This is a genomic window from Candidatus Karelsulcia muelleri (assembly GCF_016888765.1).
Lineage (GTDB): Bacteria > Bacteroidota > Bacteroidia > Flavobacteriales > Blattabacteriaceae > Karelsulcia > Karelsulcia muelleri_F.
Genome location: NZ_CP069423.1, coordinates 65001 through 83294, shown reverse-complemented (window position 1 = coordinate 83294; position 18294 = coordinate 65001). Strand labels below are relative to the sequence as shown.

At 26.9% G+C, this 18294-nt stretch carries 14 protein-coding genes, 8 tRNA genes and 2 rRNA genes (1 of these 24 cut by a window edge); 7 read left to right on the top strand and 17 right to left on the bottom strand.

The window, feature by feature from the left end; genetic code table 11:
• The first annotated feature begins 13 nt into the window (after positions 1-13).
• Together rpmB and rpmG are read left to right on the top strand one after the other, a co-directional pair.
• Positions 14-238: a 50S ribosomal protein L28 gene (gene rpmB, locus JSR03_RS00485; RefSeq protein ID WP_204097664.1), complete on the top strand. Its 225-nt coding sequence runs from the start codon at positions 14-16 to the stop codon at positions 236-238.
• Positions 228-407, top strand: a complete 180-nt coding sequence (rpmG, locus tag JSR03_RS00480) for a 50S ribosomal protein L33 (protein ID WP_204097663.1) — start codon at positions 228-230, stop codon at positions 405-407. Before rpmB ends, rpmG begins: the two co-directional genes overlap by 11 nt.
• 113 nt (positions 408-520) lie before the next feature.
• On the opposite strand, the gene JSR03_RS00475 is transcribed toward rpmG, so the two are convergent.
• Both JSR03_RS00475 and JSR03_RS00470 read right to left on the bottom strand, forming a co-directional pair.
• Positions 521-594 (bottom strand) — tRNA-His (locus tag JSR03_RS00475).
• A gap of 77 nt (positions 595-671) precedes the next feature.
• On the bottom strand, positions 672-1655 hold the full coding sequence (locus tag JSR03_RS00470) for an RluA family pseudouridine synthase (protein ID WP_204097662.1): 984 nt from the start codon (positions 1653-1655) through the stop codon (positions 672-674).
• 57 nt (positions 1656-1712) lie between these two features.
• On the opposite strand from JSR03_RS00470, the gene JSR03_RS00465 reads away from it, so the two are divergent.
• Positions 1713-2453 carry a tRNA pseudouridine synthase A gene (locus JSR03_RS00465; RefSeq protein WP_204097661.1) on the top strand — a complete coding sequence of 247 codons (741 nt, stop codon included), beginning with the start codon at positions 1713-1715 and terminating at the stop codon, positions 2451-2453.
• Here JSR03_RS00465 and rpoC read toward each other — a convergent pair.
• The 15 genes from rpoC to queA form a co-directional block, all read right to left on the bottom strand.
• Positions 2450-6532: a DNA-directed RNA polymerase subunit beta' gene (gene rpoC, locus JSR03_RS00460; RefSeq protein ID WP_204097660.1), complete on the bottom strand. Its 4083-nt coding sequence runs from the start codon at positions 6530-6532 to the stop codon at positions 2450-2452. The genes JSR03_RS00465 and rpoC overlap by 4 nt on opposite strands.
• A 15-nt stretch (positions 6533-6547) precedes the next feature.
• Positions 6548-10243, bottom strand: a complete 3696-nt coding sequence (gene rpoB, locus JSR03_RS00455; protein WP_204097659.1) for a DNA-directed RNA polymerase subunit beta — start codon at positions 10241-10243, stop codon at positions 6548-6550.
• Between the two features lie 5 nt (positions 10244-10248).
• On the bottom strand, positions 10249-10623 hold the full coding sequence (locus JSR03_RS00450; RefSeq protein WP_204097658.1) for a ribosomal protein bL12: 375 nt from the start codon (positions 10621-10623) through the stop codon (positions 10249-10251).
• Positions 10613-11152 carry a 50S ribosomal protein L10 gene (gene rplJ / locus JSR03_RS00445; protein ID WP_204097657.1) on the bottom strand — a complete coding sequence of 180 codons (540 nt, stop codon included), beginning with the start codon at positions 11150-11152 and terminating at the stop codon, positions 10613-10615. The genes JSR03_RS00450 and rplJ overlap by 11 nt, the downstream gene beginning before the upstream one ends.
• Before the next feature lie 56 nt (positions 11153-11208).
• On the bottom strand, positions 11209-11832 hold the full coding sequence (locus JSR03_RS00440; protein WP_204097656.1) for a 50S ribosomal protein L1: 624 nt from the start codon (positions 11830-11832) through the stop codon (positions 11209-11211).
• Positions 11801-12253, bottom strand: a complete 453-nt coding sequence (rplK, locus tag JSR03_RS00435) for a 50S ribosomal protein L11 (protein WP_204097788.1) — start codon at positions 12251-12253, stop codon at positions 11801-11803. The genes JSR03_RS00440 and rplK overlap by 32 nt, the downstream gene beginning before the upstream one ends.
• 14 nt (positions 12254-12267) lie before the next feature.
• Positions 12268-12341: transfer RNA gene (locus tag JSR03_RS00430), tRNA-Trp, on the bottom strand.
• Positions 12342-12349: 8 nt separating this feature from the next.
• Entirely contained in the window at positions 12350-13531 is a 1182-nt protein-coding gene (gene tuf / locus JSR03_RS00425) for an elongation factor Tu (RefSeq protein ID WP_204097787.1), read from the bottom strand.
• A gap of 20 nt (positions 13532-13551) precedes the next feature.
• Positions 13552-13624 (bottom strand) — tRNA-Thr (locus tag JSR03_RS00420).
• Positions 13625-13632: 8 nt separating this feature from the next.
• A tRNA-Gly gene (locus tag JSR03_RS00415) sits at positions 13633-13704 on the bottom strand.
• A 4-nt stretch (positions 13705-13708) separates the two neighbouring features.
• A tRNA-Tyr gene (locus JSR03_RS00410) sits at positions 13709-13790 on the bottom strand.
• 9 nt (positions 13791-13799) lie between these two features.
• A tRNA-Thr gene (locus JSR03_RS00405) sits at positions 13800-13873 on the bottom strand.
• Between the two features lie 5 nt (positions 13874-13878).
• Complete coding sequence (locus JSR03_RS00400) at positions 13879-14502, bottom strand: hypothetical protein (protein ID WP_204097786.1); 624 nt, start codon at positions 14500-14502, stop codon at positions 13879-13881.
• Positions 14503-14922 (bottom strand): SufE family protein, encoded by a 420-nt coding sequence (locus tag JSR03_RS00395; protein ID WP_204097785.1) that lies wholly within the window; start codon positions 14920-14922, stop codon positions 14503-14505.
• A 20-nt stretch (positions 14923-14942) separates the two neighbouring features.
• A complete protein-coding gene (gene queA / locus JSR03_RS00390) occupies positions 14943-16058 on the bottom strand; it encodes a tRNA preQ1(34) S-adenosylmethionine ribosyltransferase-isomerase QueA (protein WP_204097784.1) in 1116 nt (371 codons plus the stop codon).
• A gap of 105 nt (positions 16059-16163) precedes the next feature.
• Between queA and JSR03_RS00385 the strand changes: the two genes are divergently transcribed.
• The 4 genes from JSR03_RS00385 to JSR03_RS00370 form a co-directional block, all read left to right on the top strand.
• Positions 16164-17700, top strand: a 16S ribosomal RNA gene (locus JSR03_RS00385).
• Positions 17700-17773 (top strand) — tRNA-Ile (locus JSR03_RS00380). The genes JSR03_RS00385 and JSR03_RS00380 overlap by 1 nt, the downstream gene beginning before the upstream one ends.
• Before the next feature lie 4 nt (positions 17774-17777).
• Positions 17778-17851, top strand: a tRNA-Ala gene (locus JSR03_RS00375).
• 22 nt (positions 17852-17873) lie between these two features.
• Positions 17874-18294 (top strand): 23S ribosomal RNA (locus tag JSR03_RS00370); it runs 2455 nt beyond the window's last position.
• Together the 16S and 23S rRNA genes with 2 tRNA genes alongside form the textbook arrangement of a ribosomal RNA operon.

The window sequence follows — 18294 nt, the reverse complement described above, 5'->3', positions numbered from 1 at the left end:
TTAAATTCACACTATGTCTAAAGTTTGTCAAGTTACTCGGAAAAAAAATCTTTTTGGTAAAAAAATTTCACATTCTAATAAAAAAAGTAGGAGAATTTTTAAGGCTAATATTTTTAGAAAACGTCTTTTTATTCTTAATAAAAATAAATGGATTCCTAGTTTTATTTCTAATAAAGGGTTAAAAACACTTAATAAAAATTTCTTTAAATATAAGAACATTTCCTCATATGAGAAATAAAATAAATAGGATTAAAATTATTCTAGAATGTCTCGAACAAAAAAAAATTGGCATCAATGGTATATCTCGATATTTCACTACTAAAAACAGAATCAATACTCCTCGGAAATTGAATTTACGTAAATTTAATCCCTTTTTAAAGAGAGTTACTCTTCATAAAGAAATTTAATATGAAGACTAAAAAAAAAATAACTAGATTAATTCTTTTTTTTTATAAGAATGATAGATATCGCTTTCGCAATCTAATTATTCCTTCTGATAAAGTCTCTGATTATTTAATCAGGTAAACGACCGGGGTTGAACCGGCAACCTTTAGAACCACAATCTAATGCTCTAACCAGTTGAGCTACGTTTACCATTGTAGCACAATCTGATTATAAAAAAAATAAAACATCTAGGAAGATTTGTTAATTCACTTATATAAAATTCAAACTCATAATGTAGACATTATCTTTATCAAAAGATAAATTTGATATGGAATTATAGAATTATATTTTATGTTTTTTCTAAAAATTGGGTGTATTAATTCTAGTGAATTGGCATGCAGAGCGATAAAATTTGAATTTTTTATTATATGATTTATTATTTTTTTTTTGCATAATGGGATATTATCGCATAATATTTGATCCCCACCATATTTTTTATCATTAAATATTGGATTGCCTATTTTTTTTAAATGTACTCTTATTTGATGTGTTCTCCCAGTATAAAGTCGACATTTTAATACTGTTATATATTTTAATATTTCTATTACTTTAAAACTTGAAATACAAACTTTTCCTCTAAATTTGGAAATATCCATATTGTATTTTGTTTTTCTATTTCTTAGAATATTTGAGTATATAGTTATATTATTCTTTTCTATCTTTCCATTTACTAATGCGATATATTTTTTCTTAATTAAATTTAAAGTAAATTGTTTGGATATATTTTTTAATATTTTTTCATCAGTTACTACTATAATTAAACCACTTGTTTCTTTATCTATCCTATTACCTAAATAAGGCTTTTTTAGCTTGTTTTTTTCTAAAGTTTCTAAATAAAATTTTATACCATTTAGTATGGTACCTTTTGGATTGCTAGTTCCGGGATGAACTACTGAATTAAATGGCTTATTAATTATTAATAAGTATTCATCTTCGTATATAATATGAAGTTTTATATTCTCGCTTTTTAAGAAAAACTTGGGTGTCTTTATATAAAGATTATATATTTCTATTATATCTTTTTTATTCAATTTATAGTTTTTGTTAATAATTTGGGTTTTATTTATATATACATTTCCTAGTCTTATTATTTTCTGGATTATGGAGCGTGTATACATTATTGGTAAGGTTTCTATTAAGTAATTATCTAATCTTGTTTTATGTTTAACTCTAAAAAATTTATAATATTTTTTAATTATTTGCTTTTGCATAATATGTTTCGGATTGAAATATAAAGATATGAGATCTTTAAAGAGAAAGATAAAAATATGAGATATTTTTTAGAACTTTCATTTAATGGAAAGTATTTTAGTGGATGGCAAATACAAAAAAATCAAATTTCTATACAAGAAACTATCGAAAAATGTTTATCATTAATTTTAAGAAAAACAATTCCTATTGTAGGTGCAAGTCGTACTGATAGTGGTGTCAACGCATTGCAAATGTTTGCGCATTTTGATTATTTTAGGGTTTTAAAAAAGAAAACATTTTTAAAACAAATTAATTTTATATTACCTTCATATATACTAATTAAAAATCTTATTTCAGTTAAGCCTAAAGCTAATGCAAGATTTGATGTTATAAGTAGGCATTATCAATATCGTATAAATATTTATAAAGGACCTTTTAGTTCTAATTATTTTAATTTCCCATTTCTAAACCTTAATTTTGGCTTAATTAAAAAAGCGGTTTTCCTTTTAAAAAGGATTGAAGATTTCAGGAGTTTTGGGAAAGATATTAATTGTTTTAATAAATGTAAATTATATTCTTTAACTTGGAAAATTCGGAATAGAGTTATATATATTGATATAATAGCAAATAGATTTTTAAGAAATATGGTCAGGAGAATAATAGGAGTCTGTTTATATATAGGCATTAGAAAAATTAACCTCTTGGAGTTTTTTCTTTATGTTAAATCAAAAACAAGATTACTTGATTGTCCTTCAGTTCCTGCTAAAGGCCTTTATTTAGTAAGAATTATATATCCTAAAAACATATTTAATTTTTAATCCTTATATCCGGTTCCAGCTGGAATTTTATTCCCCAAAATAACATTTTCTTTTACACCTGTTAAATAATCTGTTTGTCTTTTTAGTGCTGATTCACTTAATATTTTTGTCGTTTCTTGAAAAGAAGCTGCTGATAAAAAGGATTGATTTTGTAAAGCGGATTTAGTAATCCCTTGTAATATTGGTTGTCCAATTGCTGGTAAGGTTTCTCTTGTTTTAAGATGTTTATATTTTAAGGTTTTATTTTCTATTTTTTCTCCTATGAGATATTTTTTAGAACTTGATATTATTATCTTATTATTCTTTATTTTGTTATTTTCTTTTTCTAATGTTTCTTTATCTATTATCTCACCTACTAATAATTCAGTATCTCCTGATTTTAGAATTTTAACTGTTTTAAGCATTTGACGTATTATTATTTCAAAATGTTTATCAGCTATTTTTACTCCTTCTAATATATAAATTTCTTGGATTTCGTTAATTAAATATTTTTGGAATGCATGTATTCCTTTAATTGTTAAAATTTCAGAAATGGCTATTTCTCCTTCTGATAATTGTGTCCCTGCTTTAACTTTATCCTTATTATTAACTAATATTTTTTTTTCTATATTTATCTTATATTTATGTTTGATTCCTTTTTTATATATTATAAATATATCTTGTTTTTTTCTTTTGATTCTACCAAAGTGAATCAATCCTCCTATTTCTGATATAATAGAAGAATTGAAAGGTTTTCTGGTTTCTAATAGTTCGGATACCCTTGGTAAACCTCCGGTTATATCTGTAGATTTATAAAATTTTCTTGGTATTTTTGCTATTAGTTTTCCTTGTTTGAGTCTATCTAAGTTTTTAACTAATATTTTGGATAAAGTCGGAAAAAGATATTTTTTTAAGTTTAAGTTTTTTTTATTTTTATTTATTAATATCATCGACGGAATTAAATTATTGTGTATATTTCTTTTTATTATTATTTCTTCTTTCCCTGTCTTATGGTTTGTTTTAATGTAATTTATTTCTTTATAGAAATTTTTTAAAATTACTTTACAGTTTGTTTCAGATATTATTGGATAATAATCTGGGTTCCATTTATAGATTATATCAGATTTTTTTATATTTTGATTATTTTTTAGAAACAGTTTACATCCATATGGAATATTGATTCGGATGATTTTATCCCCATAAAAATTAGAAATTATAATTTGAGCGTCTTTAGACACTACTATTTTGTAGTTTTTTCTTTTTATATATTTAATATTTCGGTATTTTATTTTCCCATCATAATTTGATAATATTTTATTCCTTTTATTCCTTTCATTCCTTTCATTCCTTTCAGCTATATTACCTGCAGTCCCTCCAATATGGAAAGTACGTAGAGTTAGTTGTGTTCCTGGTTCGCCAATAGATTGTGCAGCTAATATACCGACAGCAACTCCTTTTTGAACTAATGAGCCAGTTGAAAGATTTATTCCATAGCATTTTCTACATATTCCGTTTTTAGCTTGACAAGTTAGTGGGGAACGAACTTTGATTTTGTCTAAATTACTTTTTTTAATCAATTTAGCTATTTTATCATTTATTAATTCATCTTTTTTTATAATATATTTTCTGTTTTTTTTATCATATATGTTTTGTAAAGAAATTCTTCCTAAACATCTTTTATCTAATTTTACTACTATTTTATTATTTATTATTAATGGGGTAACATATATTCCTAACAAAGTTTTACAATCTTCTTCTTTTATTATTACATTTTGTGCTACATCTACTAATCGCCTTGTAAGATATCCAGCATCTGCTGTTTTTAATGCCGTATCAGCTAATCCTTTTCTAGCACCATGTGTGGATATAAAATATTCAAAATTAGATAAACCTTCTAGAAAATTGGAATAGATTGGATTTTCAATTATATTTTTACCTTCATCTATATTTTTTTGAGGTTTTGCCATTAAGCCTCTCATTCCTGCTATTTGTCTTATTTGTTCGATTGAACTTCTGGCTCCTGAATTTAGCATCATGTAAATCGGATTTAAGCCATTTTGACTATTTTTTAAGTAATTTATTATTTCTTTAGTTAGTTGATTATTTATTAAACTCCAAAACTTAATATTTTGTTTGTATCTAATATTATTATCCTCACTTTTATTATTAAGAATTTTATTGTTTTTAATAGCCTTTATTAAAAGCTTTGTTTTTAGATCTGGAATTATTAAGTCCTCTAAATTAAAGGAGAGTCCAGCTTGAAATGAGATTTCAAAACCAATTTCTTTTATTTTATCAAGAAATTTTATCGTTTCATAATTATTGGTTTTTAGTAAAATTGTTTTAATTATTTTGGATAATGAGGTTTTGGTTATTATTTTATTATAATAACCTACTTTTTTAGGTAGTAGTAGGTTAAATAATACTCGACCTACTGTCGTTGATATTATTTTCTTTTTAAGCCTTAATAATATTTTCCTATGTATATCTACTATCTTATTATTATAAGCTATTTGAACCTCTTTAGAACTTGAAAATAAAATTATATTTAGATTCTTTCTTTTAACTTCATTAGTTAAGTAATACAAACCTAAAAGCATATCTTGTGATGGTACTAATATAGCCTTGCCATTAGCTGGATTTAATATATTTTGGCTCGGGAATAGCAGTCTTTTCGCTTCTAAAATTGCTTTTTTTGAGAGTGGAATATGAACAGCCATTTGATCTCCATCAAAGTCAGCATTAAATCCAGCACATACTAAGGGGTGTAATTCTATAGCATTTACATCATTTATTTTGGGATAAAAGGCTTGAATTCCTAATTTATGCAAAGTAGGGGCACGATTTAATAATATCGGATATTTGTATATTAATTTATTTAATAATTTATAGGTTTGTATTTTGTTCTTAATTATTATTTCTTGTGCCTCTTTTAAGTTTTTTTTTTCTCCAATTTCTATAATGGTTTTTAATAAATATGGCCTAAATAATTCTATTAACATTTCTCTAGGTAATCCACATTCAGATAATTTTAATTTTGGTCCAGATATAATGACTGATCTCCCTGAATAATCGACTCTTTTTCCTAACAAATTAAACCTAAATCTTCCTAATTTTCCTTTTAAAGTATCTGATAAGGATTTAATTACTCTATTATTTTCACTTTTTAAAGGAATTATTTTTTTTGAATTATCAAACAATGAATCTACCGATTCTTGCAATAATCGCCTTTCATTACGAATTATAATTTGTGGTACTCGGATTGTAATAAATTTTTTTAATCTATTATTTCTTATAATTAGTCTTCTGTATAATTCATTCAAATCAGAAGTCGCAAATTTTCCATTATCAAGTTGTACTAAAGGTCTAATATCTGGGGGGATAACTGGTATAATTTTTAGTATTATATTTTTATATGATTTTTTCCCTTTTATCAAATCCCTAAGAGTTTTTAATTGATATTTAATATTTTTTTTTTTAAAATTTGATCTTAAAATTTTATTTTCTTCATTTAGATCTATTTTTAATTGTTTAATATTAATAATTTGAAATATTTTTTCAAAAGCTTGAGCCCCAGTTTTTATAATAGGTGGTTGATTTGGTTGTTTTCTTTTAATAATTTTTATAATTTTTTTGTAAATACGAGATCCAATCAAATCAAAATTTTTAATAAAAAATAATTGATCCTCTAAATCCCCTTTATCAAGTAATACATATTTTTCTGAATAAATAACTTTTTCTACTTCGTCAGTTTGCCAATTTAGTAAGTTAGCTAACTTATTAGGAAAACATCTAAAAAACCAGATATGGATTATTGGTGAGACTAAGGAAATATGACCTAATCTCTCTCTACGTACTTTGTTATTTGTTATTTTTACTCCACAAGTATTACAAACTACACCTTTATAGCGTTTATTTTTATATTTCCCACAATAACATTCATAATTCTTTGTTGGACCAAATATTCTTTCACAAAATAAGCCATCTGGTTCAGGTCTGTAAGTTCTGTAATTTATGGTTTCTGCTTTGACTACTTCCCCATAAGATTCTTTTAATATTTCTTCTGGAGATGCTATAGCAATTGATACTTTTTTTATCATTAGGTTTAAAAACTATTATTTACTTAGCTTTAAATTTAGACATAATCCTTTTAGTTCATTTTTTAAAACACTTAGAGCTGCTGGAGGATTTGGTTTAGGTAGTTTTAAACCTTTTACTATTGATTCATATGTTTTTATTCTACCTTTTATATCATCTGATTTGATAGTAAGTAATTCTTGTAATATATTGGAAGCTCCAAAAGCTTCTAAAGCCCAGACTTCCATTTCCCCAAAACGTTGTCCTCCATCTTGTGATTTTCCACCTAAAGGTTGTTGAGTGATTAAGGAATAAGGACCTATAGAACGTGAATGCAATTTATCATCTACCATATGTCCTAATTTTAACATATATAATATCCCAACTGTAGATGGGTTTTTAAATTTTTCTCCAGTTTCTCCATTATATAAATAAGTTTTACCTAAATTAGGCATTTTAGCTTTTTTTCCGTATATTAATAATTCTTTCATTGTGCCACCATTAAAAATAGGAGTTTTTAATCTGCTGTTTAGTTTATAACCTATATCTCCTGTTATGGTTTCATATATTTGCCCCAAATTCATTCTTGATGGTACTCCAAGAGGATTTAATACCATATCAATAATTGATCCATCGGCTAAATATGGCATATCTTCTGCTTTGGCTATTTTAGCTACTACTCCTTTATTTCCATGTCTACCTGACATTTTATCTCCTACTTTTAAATTTCTTTTCTCAGCTATATAAAGCTTTACTAATTTATAGACTCCAGGTGGAATTGGATCTCCACTAATTATATTTTGTTTCATTTGTAAATAAAGAGTTTTTAATCTGCTGTTTTCTGTTTTAAACTCATTTAAAACATTGGTTAAAATTATTGTTCTCAATTTTGGGCTTATTCTTATTTTTAAGAGCTTTCTTTTTATTATCTTTACCTTCTTTTTTAACAGACTTTTTATATAGTGTATTTGGTTTTTTAAGTATAATCTCCTGTTATTTTTTTTAAAAGAGAATATAGTTTGATTATTTTTTTTATCTCTTTTAAATATAGATCTTCTTATTACTATACCCTTAATCGAAGGACCAGCTCTTACAGATCTATCTTTTATATTCAAGTTTTTTTCTCCTAATATTGCTGTTAAGAATTTTTTTTCTGGTTTGATTTGAGTCTCAGGATTTTTAGAAATTTTTCCTACTATTATGCTTCCGGGAGTTATAAAAGTTCCAATTTTTACTATTCCTTTTTTATCTAAAGTTTTGATTTCTTTTTTAGATATATTTGGTATTTGATTGGTAAATTTATCTTTCCTTGATTTGGTTTTTCGTGCTTCTATTGTTAATTTTATAATTTTTATTGAGGTAAAGTAATCTTGTCTTATTATTTTTTCTGAAACCACAATAGCATCTTCAAAATTATATCCTTGAAATGGCATAAAGGCTACTTTTATATTTTTTCCTAGTGCTAATTCTCCTTTCTTAGTTGCAAAGCCTTCACTAATAACTTGTCCTTTTTTTATCTTATCACCAATTTTTACTATCGGATTTAATGTAAAACAAGTATTTTGATTAGTAGTTTTAAATTTTGGGAGTTTGTGTATTATTATATTATTTTTAAAAAATTTCTTTTTACTATTATTTTGTATAATTATTTTTTTACTATCCACATATTTCACTATTCCATTTCTTTTGGAATATATTATATTTCTAGTATATTTAATCATATCTTTTTCCATTCCAGTGGAAACAATAGGAAGATCTGGATTTAATAATGGAACTGCTTGTCGCATCATATTTGATCCCATTAAGGCTCTATTCGCATCATCATGTTCTAAATAAGGTATTAAAGATACTGAGATAGATGCAATTTGATTACAGGCTACATCCATAAAATCTATTTTTTCATTATTTATCATTTTATAATCTGAATTTATTCTACAAATTTTATTTTTGGATGAAGAAAAAAAATTGTTTTTGTATAATTGGCATATATTTTTTCCCATTTCTTCATCACTACTTAGATAAATTAATTTATTAATTATTTTACCTTTTTTTATTTTAAAATAAGGAGTAATTAAATTACCCATTGAATTGACTTTTCCAAATACACATAAAGATGATATAAGTCCTATATTGGGGCCTTCAGGCGTTTCTATTGGACATAATCTCCCATAATAAGAATAATTAATATCTCTTATTTCGTACCCAGCCCTTTCTCTATAAAGTCCACCTGTACCTAGATATGACAATCTTCTTTTATGTGTTAGTTCTGATAATGGATTCATTTGATCCATAAATTGTGACAATGGATTAGTTCCAAAATATGTATTTAATACATTGTTTAAATATTTGGCTTGGATTAATTTTTTGGGATTAACATTTTTTAAAATAGTCTTTATACTCGCATTTGTTTTTAGATTTGTTTTTAATTTTTCTTTTAAATAAGCTAATATTTTCGATATACCTAATGAATATTGTGCGTATAGTTGTTCCTCAATTGTATTAACAATTTTATTAGATAAATGTTCTAATTCATCTATTCCTTTTTTGGAATTATATAATGCCACTAAATTTTCAATTACAGCTAATATATCTTCGTATGTGAGTGTGAGTGTTAAGATTTTTTTAGGATAAAAATGTAATTTATTTAATTTAATTCTACCGAATTGGCTAAGTGAAAAATATTTAATCGAAAATATTAATTCAGTAATTAGTTTTTCTATTGAAAATTTATCTCTAGGATTTTTATTTTTTAATTGTTGGAATATATATACCAAGGCTTCTTCTTGCGAGTTGGTTGGATCCCTTTTTAAAGTATTATATATAAGTGAATATTCACTGGTATAATCTTGTTTTTGTTTTATTAAAACTTTTGTAAGTTGGTTTGTTTTTAATTTTTTAATTTTGTTTTTAGTAATTATAGTATTTCTATCTAATATTATAGAATTCCTTTCTAAAGTTAAAATTTCTCCTGATTTTTCATCAATGAAATCTTCAAACCAAAAGGTTAATACTTTACCAGCTAAGATTTTACCAAGAAGGGATTTTTCATTTTCTGTTTTTAAAGAAATAGTTTTAGATAATTTAAATAAATTTAAAATATCTTCATCATGACTATATCCTATAGCTCTTAAAAATGTAGTTAAGTAAATTTTTTTTTTGACATCTAAAATCACATTTAATAAATTCTTATTATCTGCAGTAATTTCAATCCAAATCCCTTTTTGAGGGATTATTTTTCCATAATAATATTTATATCCATTTGTAAGGGATGATTCACCAAAGAAAACACCTGGAGCTTTAATAATTTGAGCGACTATTACTCTTTCGTAACCATTAAAAATAAATGACCCATTTGGGGTCATGTAAGGAATATTACCTAGGAAAAAGGTTTTGGTAATTTTTTTATTATATAATTTTTTGTAAAAAAATAATTTAAATTTAGCTTTTAATGGTATACTATAAGTTAAGCCACGTTCTAAACAATATTCGGGAGAATGTATAGGTGTTGATAAATAATAACCTTGAAAGGAAAAATTCATATTTTTATAATTTTTAATTGTCAAATATTCCTTAAATATTCTAGTTAATCCATCATTTTTATATTTCTGTTTTTTTTTTTTATAATCATAAGATATAAATTTTTTAAATGATGATATTTGGAGATTTAAAAAATCTGGATAACTAATTCTTTTTTTAATTTTTTCAAAAGATATTATTTTACTAAAATTAGTCATATTAATTATTTTAATTCAGCTATAGCACCTATTTGTTCAAATTCTTTTATTAATAAATCAGCTTCTGTTTTGTTTAAATTCTTTTTTATGAGACTTGGAGCACTATCTACTAGATCTTTGGATTCTTTTAAGCCTTTTCCAGTTATATTTTTTATTAGTTTTATAGTAGCTAATTTAGAATTTCCACTTGATTTAAGATATAAATCAAAGCTTTTCTTTTTTATTTCTGTTTTTTCCTTTTTTTCCTTTTTTTTATTATTTATTTGTGTATGTACTGGAAATTCTTCTATGCCATATTTTTCTTTAAGAATCTTAGATAAATCATTGATTTCTAAGACTGTTAATTTGACTAATTCTTTTGCTAAGTCTTTAGTTTTCATTTTTATAAACTTTCTTCAGTTTTAATCTGAATATTAATATTGATATTTTCTTTAAAAATAGAAAATTTTTTGATATTAAAATTTTAATATTTTTTATTATTAGAGTTAATAATTCTTTTTTAGATTTAACATTTCTTAAATCTTTAAGTGATTTTTCCCCAAAATATAAATTATTTTCTGATAAGGCTAACTTAAAGATTTTTTTTAGAGATAATTTATCTTTTTTTATAAATTTTAATAATAATTCTGCTGGAGCTTTATTAAATTGAGACCACATTAAAGTAGTATTTTTTCTTATAAAAGGAATAATATCAAGCAGCTTAGAATTGTTGGTAAGTTCTATACTTTTTTTTAATAAAGTATTTGTTACAACTTTAATTTTTATTTTGTTTTTATTACTTTTTTTTCTTAAATAAGCTTGTTGTGAAGCCTTTAATCCTTTTATATTTAGAAAGTAAAAATTTAATGATTGGTTTAACAATAGATCCCTGAAATAAATAATAATTTTTTTTTTATTATTTGGTTTCATTTTTAACTTAATATATAATATAATATAATATAATCTAATCTAATCTAATCTAATATTTAATATATTAAATAACTAGTACCCATTGTACTTGATAAGTATATTTTTTTAATTAATTCACCTTTTAAGGTATGATTTTGTTTTAAATAGTTAATTAAAACTTGGATATTACTTATAAGCTGTTGATTAGTAAAATTTATTCTGCCGATAGAAGAATGAATAATACCATATCTATCTGATTTTAAGAAGATTTTCCCATTTCTAATTTCATTAATAATCTTTTGTGGGGAATTAGTTACAGTCCCTAAAACGGGATTGGGCATTAGTCCTTTAGGACCTAAAATCTGTCCTAATTGACTAACAAGTTGCATTGTTTTTGGAGTAGCTATTATGAGATCAAATTTAATAAATCTGTTTTTAATTTTGGAGATATATTTCTTATATCCAATTTTAAGATTATTTTCTTTGATATTATATAATTCTTTCCTTTTTTCTTTTTCAATTAAAGCTAAGATTTTATATTTCTTACCATTACCATAGGGTAAAGGAATGGCTGCTCTAATAGGGGTATTTTTATTTTTATAATCTATATTTAAGATTATATCAATATCAATTGAGAAATTTATTTTGTTTTTATTATTTTTTTTAATTTTATATAAAGCTTTTTTTATCGTTTTCTTCATCTTTTATTTCTATTCCTAAAGTTTTAGCAGTACCTATTACCATATTAATTGCAGGTTCTAATTTGAAACAATTCATATCTTTTATCTTTTCTTTGGCTATATTTTTTATAATTTTAGTAGAAATAACTCCTATTTTTTTTTTTTTGGATTCGTTTGAACCTTTCTTAAGATTTAAGTATCCTAATAATAAATAAGAGGTTGGGGGTTTTTTGAGCTTTATTTTAAAAGATTTATCTTCATTTATTTTGATCACTACTGGTATTAATTTCCCAATTTGATTTAAAGTTTTTTTATTATACTTTTTACAAAAGTCCATAATATTTATTCCTGCTGCTCCTAATATTGGACCTATTGGGGGGGAGGGATTTGCTAGACCTCCTTTTATATTTAATTTAATAATTTTAATCGGTTTTTTTTTCATATTAAATAATTTATCACGGATGGTAAGATTTGAACTTACGACCTTCGGTTTTGGAGACCGATGCTCTGACCAATTGAGCTACACCCGTTTCTTTTGTTATTCTAATATTTTAGTAATTTTTCCAGCTCCTACTGTATGACCTCCTTCTCTTATTGCAAATTTTAAACCTTCATTTAAGGCTACTGGTTGTAGTAATTCTACTTCTAATGTGAGATTATCTCCAGGCATTACCATTTCAATTTGATTTAAGAATTTCCCAGTAACATCAGTAGTTCTTAAATAAAATTGAGGTTTATAATTGTTATAGAATGGGGTATGTCTACCTCCTTCTTCTTTTTTTAAAATATATATCTCAGCTCTAAATTTTCTATGTATTGATACGGTACCAGGTTTTGCAATTACCATTCCTCTTCTTATATCTTTTTTTTCTATACTTCTTAACAAAAGGCCTACATTATCTCCTGCTTCTCCTTTGTCTAAAATTTTTCTAAACATTTCTACTCCTGTTACTATACTATTTATTTTCTTTTCACTAAAACCAATAATTTCAATTGAATCCCCAGTTTTAATTATACCAGATTCTACTCGTCCGGTTGCAACTGTGCCTCTTCCCGTTATTGTGAAAACATCTTCAATAGGCATTAAAAAGTCTTTTTCTATTTGTCTTTTTGGAAGCTTGATATGTTTATCTACTGCATTCATTAATTCTTCAATTTTAAGTTCCCATTTTTTAATTCCGTTTAATGCGCCTAAAGCAGATCCCTTGATAATTGGAATATTTTTACCATCATATTCATATTTAGATAATAAATCTCTGATTTCTAATTCTACTAATTCAACTAGTTCTTTATCTTCAACCATTTCTATTTTATTTAAAAATACTACTATATTAGGTACGCCAACCTGTCTAGCTAATAAGATATGTTCTCTAGTTTGTGGCATGGGACCATCTGTTGCTGATATTACTAATATGGCACCATCCATTTGAGCTGCACCTGTTACCATATTTTTAATATAATCCGCATGACCTGGACAATCTACGTGAGCATAATGTCTTAAAGTAGTTTCATATTCAACATGTGAAGTATTAATTGTTATTCCTCTTTCTTTTTCTTCGGGGGCATTATCTATAGCACTAAAAGCCTTAGCTTGTGCTAAACCTTTTTTAGATAAAACATTAGTTATAGCTGCTGTTAGTGTAGTTTTTCCATGATCAACATGTCCTATAGTTCCGATATTTAAATGTGGTTTTTCACGTTTAAATATTTCTTTTGCCATTAAATTTAATTAACTTTAATAGCCAATGACGGGACTTGAACCTGTTTCTACTTTCATACCAAGAAAGTACTCTACCAATTGAGTTACATTGGCTTTCAGCAAGCGGAAAACGGGATTTGAACCCGTGCTTTCAGCTTGGAAGGCTGATACTCTACCAATTAAGCTATTCCCGCAACTTGGGGTGAGTAGGATTTGAACCTACGAAGGATAATCCAGCAGATTTACAGTCTGATCTCGTTGTCCACTTGAGTATCACCCCCTTGTTAAAAGCCGGAAAAGGGATTCGAACCCTTGACTTCTTGATTACAAATCAAGTGCTCTAACCTACTGAGCTAGTCCGGCAACTATTATATATAATTATATTTTATATATAATTTCTCTTTCTCTTTAAGAAAGAGATTGTGTTTATATTTTGAATAAACTATATTAATAAAATATTTAGTATTAATAAAATAATACTTAATTTTATTTAATTTAAGAATATTATATAACTCTAAATATAAATCATATCTAGTATATAAAAAAAAGTTTTTAATTAGATTTTTCTTTATTAATTGAAATAAATGATATTTATTAATATTAAAAAATATTTTGTTTTCAAAGTAAAGAATATTATATTGAGAATATTTATCTTTTATAAGCAGAAAGAAATTATTATATAATTCTTTTAAAGCCGGTTTAAAATTAAAATATATTAGAGGAATATTAAGAGCATAAGAAATCCCTTTAGCAGTAGCTAAACCAAGTTTTAAACTAGTATATGATCCGGGACCATTATTAAAAGCAATAGCGTCTAAAAAAAGAAACTCTAAATTACAAATTGTTAATATTTTTCTTAGAAAGAAATGTAAGATATTAATATGTTGGAAATAGCAATTATAAAAATTAATATTTTTTAATAAAATATTTTTATAGCTTAAAGATAGAGAACAAATTGTAGTAGCCGTTTCTATTATCAAAATAAAAGCCATTTATATTAGAGATTTAACAGCTTGATACCTAATACGGTTTATTATAATTTGAAGAGCGTTATTTTTCTGATTGGAGAAAAAAGATTTTAAAATTTTATTTTTCAATAAGACAGAGCTATAATTAATAATATTAAGAGGTAAATTATTACTATAAATTTTTGTTAAAAAGAAAGTTAATGCTCTAATTATAATAGAATCACTATATGACAAAATAAAGAGATATTTTTTTTTATAAAAAAAAAATAACCATATTTTAGTTTGACAACCACTCAAAAGATTATTCTTATTAAGAAAAAAAGGAGAATAATTTATTTTTTTTCCAACGTAGATTAAATATTTAGAAATATTCTTTTTACTTTTTAGAGTAGAAAAAATATGTAAAATTTGTTTTTCTCGATGAATAAGAGAATGAGAATTCATTAATTTAAAATAATTTCTGTTTAAAGAATTAACATAGCATCTCCAAAATTATAAAATTTATATTTTTCCTTAATTGCTATATCATATGCCTTCATTAAAAATTCATAGCCCGTAAAAGCACATAATAAAGGAATTAAGGTAGATTTTGGTGGATGGAAATTAGTTAGTATAGAATTAACTATATTAAATTTATAATAAGGATAAATAAATTTATTAGTCCATTTTTTATTAGGATTCAAAGTATTATATGTAGAAACAGAGCTTTCTAAGGCTCGTAAAGTACTAGTACCAACTGCACAAACTTTTTGGTGCGATTTTAGACTAGAATTAATAAGTTTACAAGCTTTTATAGGAATATTAAAATATTCTTCTTTCATTCTATGTTTTTGAATGTCTTCAACAAGGATTTTTTCATAAGTATTAGTACCTAAGTGTAAAGTAATATAAGAAAAATTTACTCCTTGTAATTCCAGTTTTTTTAATAATAATTTAGAAAAATGTAAACCAGGAAAATGAGGAGATGTTGAACCTGCTTTTTTAGCATAGATAGTTTGCATCTTGGAAAGATCAAGAAAAGAATTTTTAAAATCTGTATATATATCAGCTTGTATTTTTCCTAAATGATTAATCTTTCTTTTAAATTCTTTATTAGGTAAGTCACTATGAAATTTTAAGATTCGTCCTTTAGAAATAGTATTATCATGTACTACTGCAAGCAGTTTTTCATTATTTTCATCTAAAAAAAAAAGTCTATTTCCAATTCTAATTTTACGTGCTGGTTGAACCAGAACTTCCCAAGATTTTTCTTTTTTGTTCACTTCTCTAAGTAAATAGACTTGAATATTGTCCCCAGTTTTTTCTTTTTTACCATATAATATAGATTTATACATCTTGGTATTATTAAATACTATAGTATCGCCATTAAAAAAATAATTATTAAAATTATATATATATTGGTGATCAATAGACATATTATCTCGATTTAAAACCATAAGTCGTGCCTCATTATCAAGTCTCGGTTTATTAGGAATTAGTTTTTTAGGGACTGTAAAATTAAAATCAGAATTTTTAAAATTAATTAAAAGATGTTTTGAAATATTATAACTATCTTTTTTAATTAAGCCAGTGTTAGACATAGTGTGGTTTTGATTCGTTACTTTTTTAAGTGTTAAAAAGTAAGTATATATTTAAATATAAAAATAAAGAATAATAAAAAATTAAAAGAATAATATAAGTTAACAACTACGAAGAGTTTGATCCTGGCTCAGGATGAACGCTAGCGGCGAACTTAACACATGCAAGTCGAGGGGCAGCAAGAAATAAGGTGACTTATTTTGTTGGCGACCGGCAAACGGGTGAGTAAAACATATGTAACCTACATTCTGCAGAGGAATAGTTCAAGGAAACTTGAAGTAATACCTCATAATACAAGTTTTTAAGAAGAAAACTTGTTAAAGTATTAACGGCATTAAATGGGCATATGTCTGATTAGCTAGTTGGTGTGGTAAAGGCTCACCAAGGCAATGATCAGTAGGGGGCCTGAGAGGGTGTACCTCCACATTGGTACTGAGACACGGACCAAACTTCTACGGAAGGCAGCAGTGAGGAATATTGGTCAATGGAGGCAACTCTGAACCAGTTACGTCGCGTGCAGGCAGAAGGCCAGAAAGGTTGTAAACTGCTTTTGTATATGAATAAAAACTTTTAGAAAGAATTGAAGGTAATATACGAATAAGTATCGGCAAACTCCGTGCCAGCAGCCGCGGTAAAACGGAGGATACAAGCGTTATCCGGAATTATTGGGTTTAAAGGGTGCGTAGGTTGTTTTTTAAGTCAGGAGTGAAAGCTGACAGCTTAACTGTCAAACGGCTACTGATACTGTAAAACTAGAGTGAGATAGGAGTAACTGGAACGTGTGGTGTAGCGGTGAAATGCATAGATATCACACAGAACACCGATAGCGAAAGCAGGTTACTAGATCTCAACTGACACTGAGGCACGAAGGCGTGGGTAGCAAACAGGATTAGATACCCTGGTAGTCCACGCAGTAAACTATGATCACTAACTGTTGGATAGAAACTAGAAAGAAAATATTCAGTGGTTAAGCTAAAGTGATAAGTGATCCACCTGAGAAGTACGATCGCAAGATTGAAACTCAAAGGAATTGACGGGGGCCCGCACAACCGGTGGAGCATGTGGTTTAATTCGATAATACGCGAAGAACCTTACCAAGACTTAAATGTACTACGAATAAACTAGAAATAGTTTAGTCTTAGGACGGAGTACAAGGTGCTGCATGGTTGTCGTCAGTTCGTGCCGTGAGGTGTAAGGTTAAGTCCTTTAACGAGCGTAACCCCCATTATTAGTTACCAGCGGTTATTAGCCGGGAACTCTAATAAAACTGCCAGCGCAAGCTGAGAGGAAGGTAGGGATGACGTCAAATCATCACGGCCCTAACGTCTTGGGCCACACACGTGCTACAATGATCGGTACAAAGAGTAGCAAGTGGGCAACCATAAGCCAATCTCAAAACCCGATCTCAGTTCGGATTGGAGTCTGCAACTCGACTCTATGAAGCTGGAATCGGTAGTAATCGCGTATCAGCCATGACGCGGTGAATACGTTCCCGGGCCTTGTACACACCGCCCGTCAAGCCAAAGAAGTTGGAAGTACCTGAAGTCAGTGACGTCAAAGAATCTGCCAAGGGTAAAATCAATGACTGGGGCTAAGTCGTAACAAGGTAGCCGTACCGGAAGGTGCGGCTGGAACATTTTAAAAGTCTCGTAGCTCAGTAGGTAAGAGCACTACACTGATAATGTAGAGGTCCGTGGTTCAAATCCACGCGGGACTAATAAGGGGGATTAGCTCAGTAGGTTAGAGCAAGTGCTTTGCAAGCAGTAGGTCATCGGTTCGAACCCGATATCCTCCAATAAATATAATTTCATTTTATTTAATAAGTAACTTAAGGGCGTTTGGTGGATGCCTAGGCTCTGAGAGAGGATGAAGGACGTGGGTAGCAACGAAAAGTTACGGGGATTTGCTAACAAGAAATAGATCCGTAAATTTCCTAATGGGGGAACCTGCTAATATTTAACATTAGCATCTTTTAAAAGAGCAGATACCTAGGGAACTGAAACATCTTAATACCTAGAGGAAAAGAAAACAAGAGTGATTCCGAAAGTAGTGGTGAGCGAAATTGGAAAAGCCTAAACCATTTTCTGTGAATGGGGTTGTAGGACTAAAATATGGGAGACGATTCTATAGTAGAATAATTTGGAAAACTTAACCCAAGAAGGTGAAAGTCCTGTCTGCGAAATAGAAGAGCTACCTATTAGTATCCTAAGTAAGACGGAACACGGGAAATTCTGTCTG

Bases quoted from the DNA above. Each gene is read 5' to 3' on its own strand.
- tuf (WP_204097787.1), bottom strand. From the start codon at position 13,531: ATGGCAAAAGAAATATTTAAACGTGAAAAACCACATTTAAATATCGGA.
- rpoB (WP_204097659.1), bottom strand. From the start codon at position 10,243: ATGACTAATTTTAGTAAAATAATATCTTTTGAAAAAATTAAAAAAAGA.
- rpmB (WP_204097664.1), top strand. From the start codon at position 14: ATGTCTAAAGTTTGTCAAGTTACTCGGAAAAAAAATCTTTTTGGTAAA.
- rpmG (WP_204097663.1), top strand. From the start codon at position 228: ATGAGAAATAAAATAAATAGGATTAAAATTATTCTAGAATGTCTCGAA.
- rplJ (WP_204097657.1), bottom strand. From the start codon at position 11,152: ATGAAACCAAATAATAAAAAAAAAATTATTATTTATTTCAGGGATCTA.
- JSR03_RS00465 (WP_204097661.1), top strand. From the start codon at position 1,713: ATGAGATATTTTTTAGAACTTTCATTTAATGGAAAGTATTTTAGTGGA.
- JSR03_RS00395 (WP_204097785.1), bottom strand. From the start codon at position 14,922: ATGAATTCTCATTCTCTTATTCATCGAGAAAAACAAATTTTACATATT.
- queA (WP_204097784.1), bottom strand. From the start codon at position 16,058: ATGTCTAACACTGGCTTAATTAAAAAAGATAGTTATAATATTTCAAAA.
- rpoC (WP_204097660.1), bottom strand. From the start codon at position 6,532: ATGATAAAAAAAGTATCAATTGCTATAGCATCTCCAGAAGAAATATTA.
- JSR03_RS00400 (WP_204097786.1), bottom strand. From the start codon at position 14,502: ATGGCTTTTATTTTGATAATAGAAACGGCTACTACAATTTGTTCTCTA.
- rplK (WP_204097788.1), bottom strand. From the start codon at position 12,253: ATGAAAAAAAAACCGATTAAAATTATTAAATTAAATATAAAAGGAGGT.
- JSR03_RS00440 (WP_204097656.1), bottom strand. From the start codon at position 11,832: ATGAAGAAAACGATAAAAAAAGCTTTATATAAAATTAAAAAAAATAAT.
- JSR03_RS00450 (WP_204097658.1), bottom strand. From the start codon at position 10,623: ATGAAAACTAAAGACTTAGCAAAAGAATTAGTCAAATTAACAGTCTTA.
- JSR03_RS00470 (WP_204097662.1), bottom strand. From the start codon at position 1,655: ATGCAAAAGCAAATAATTAAAAAATATTATAAATTTTTTAGAGTTAAA.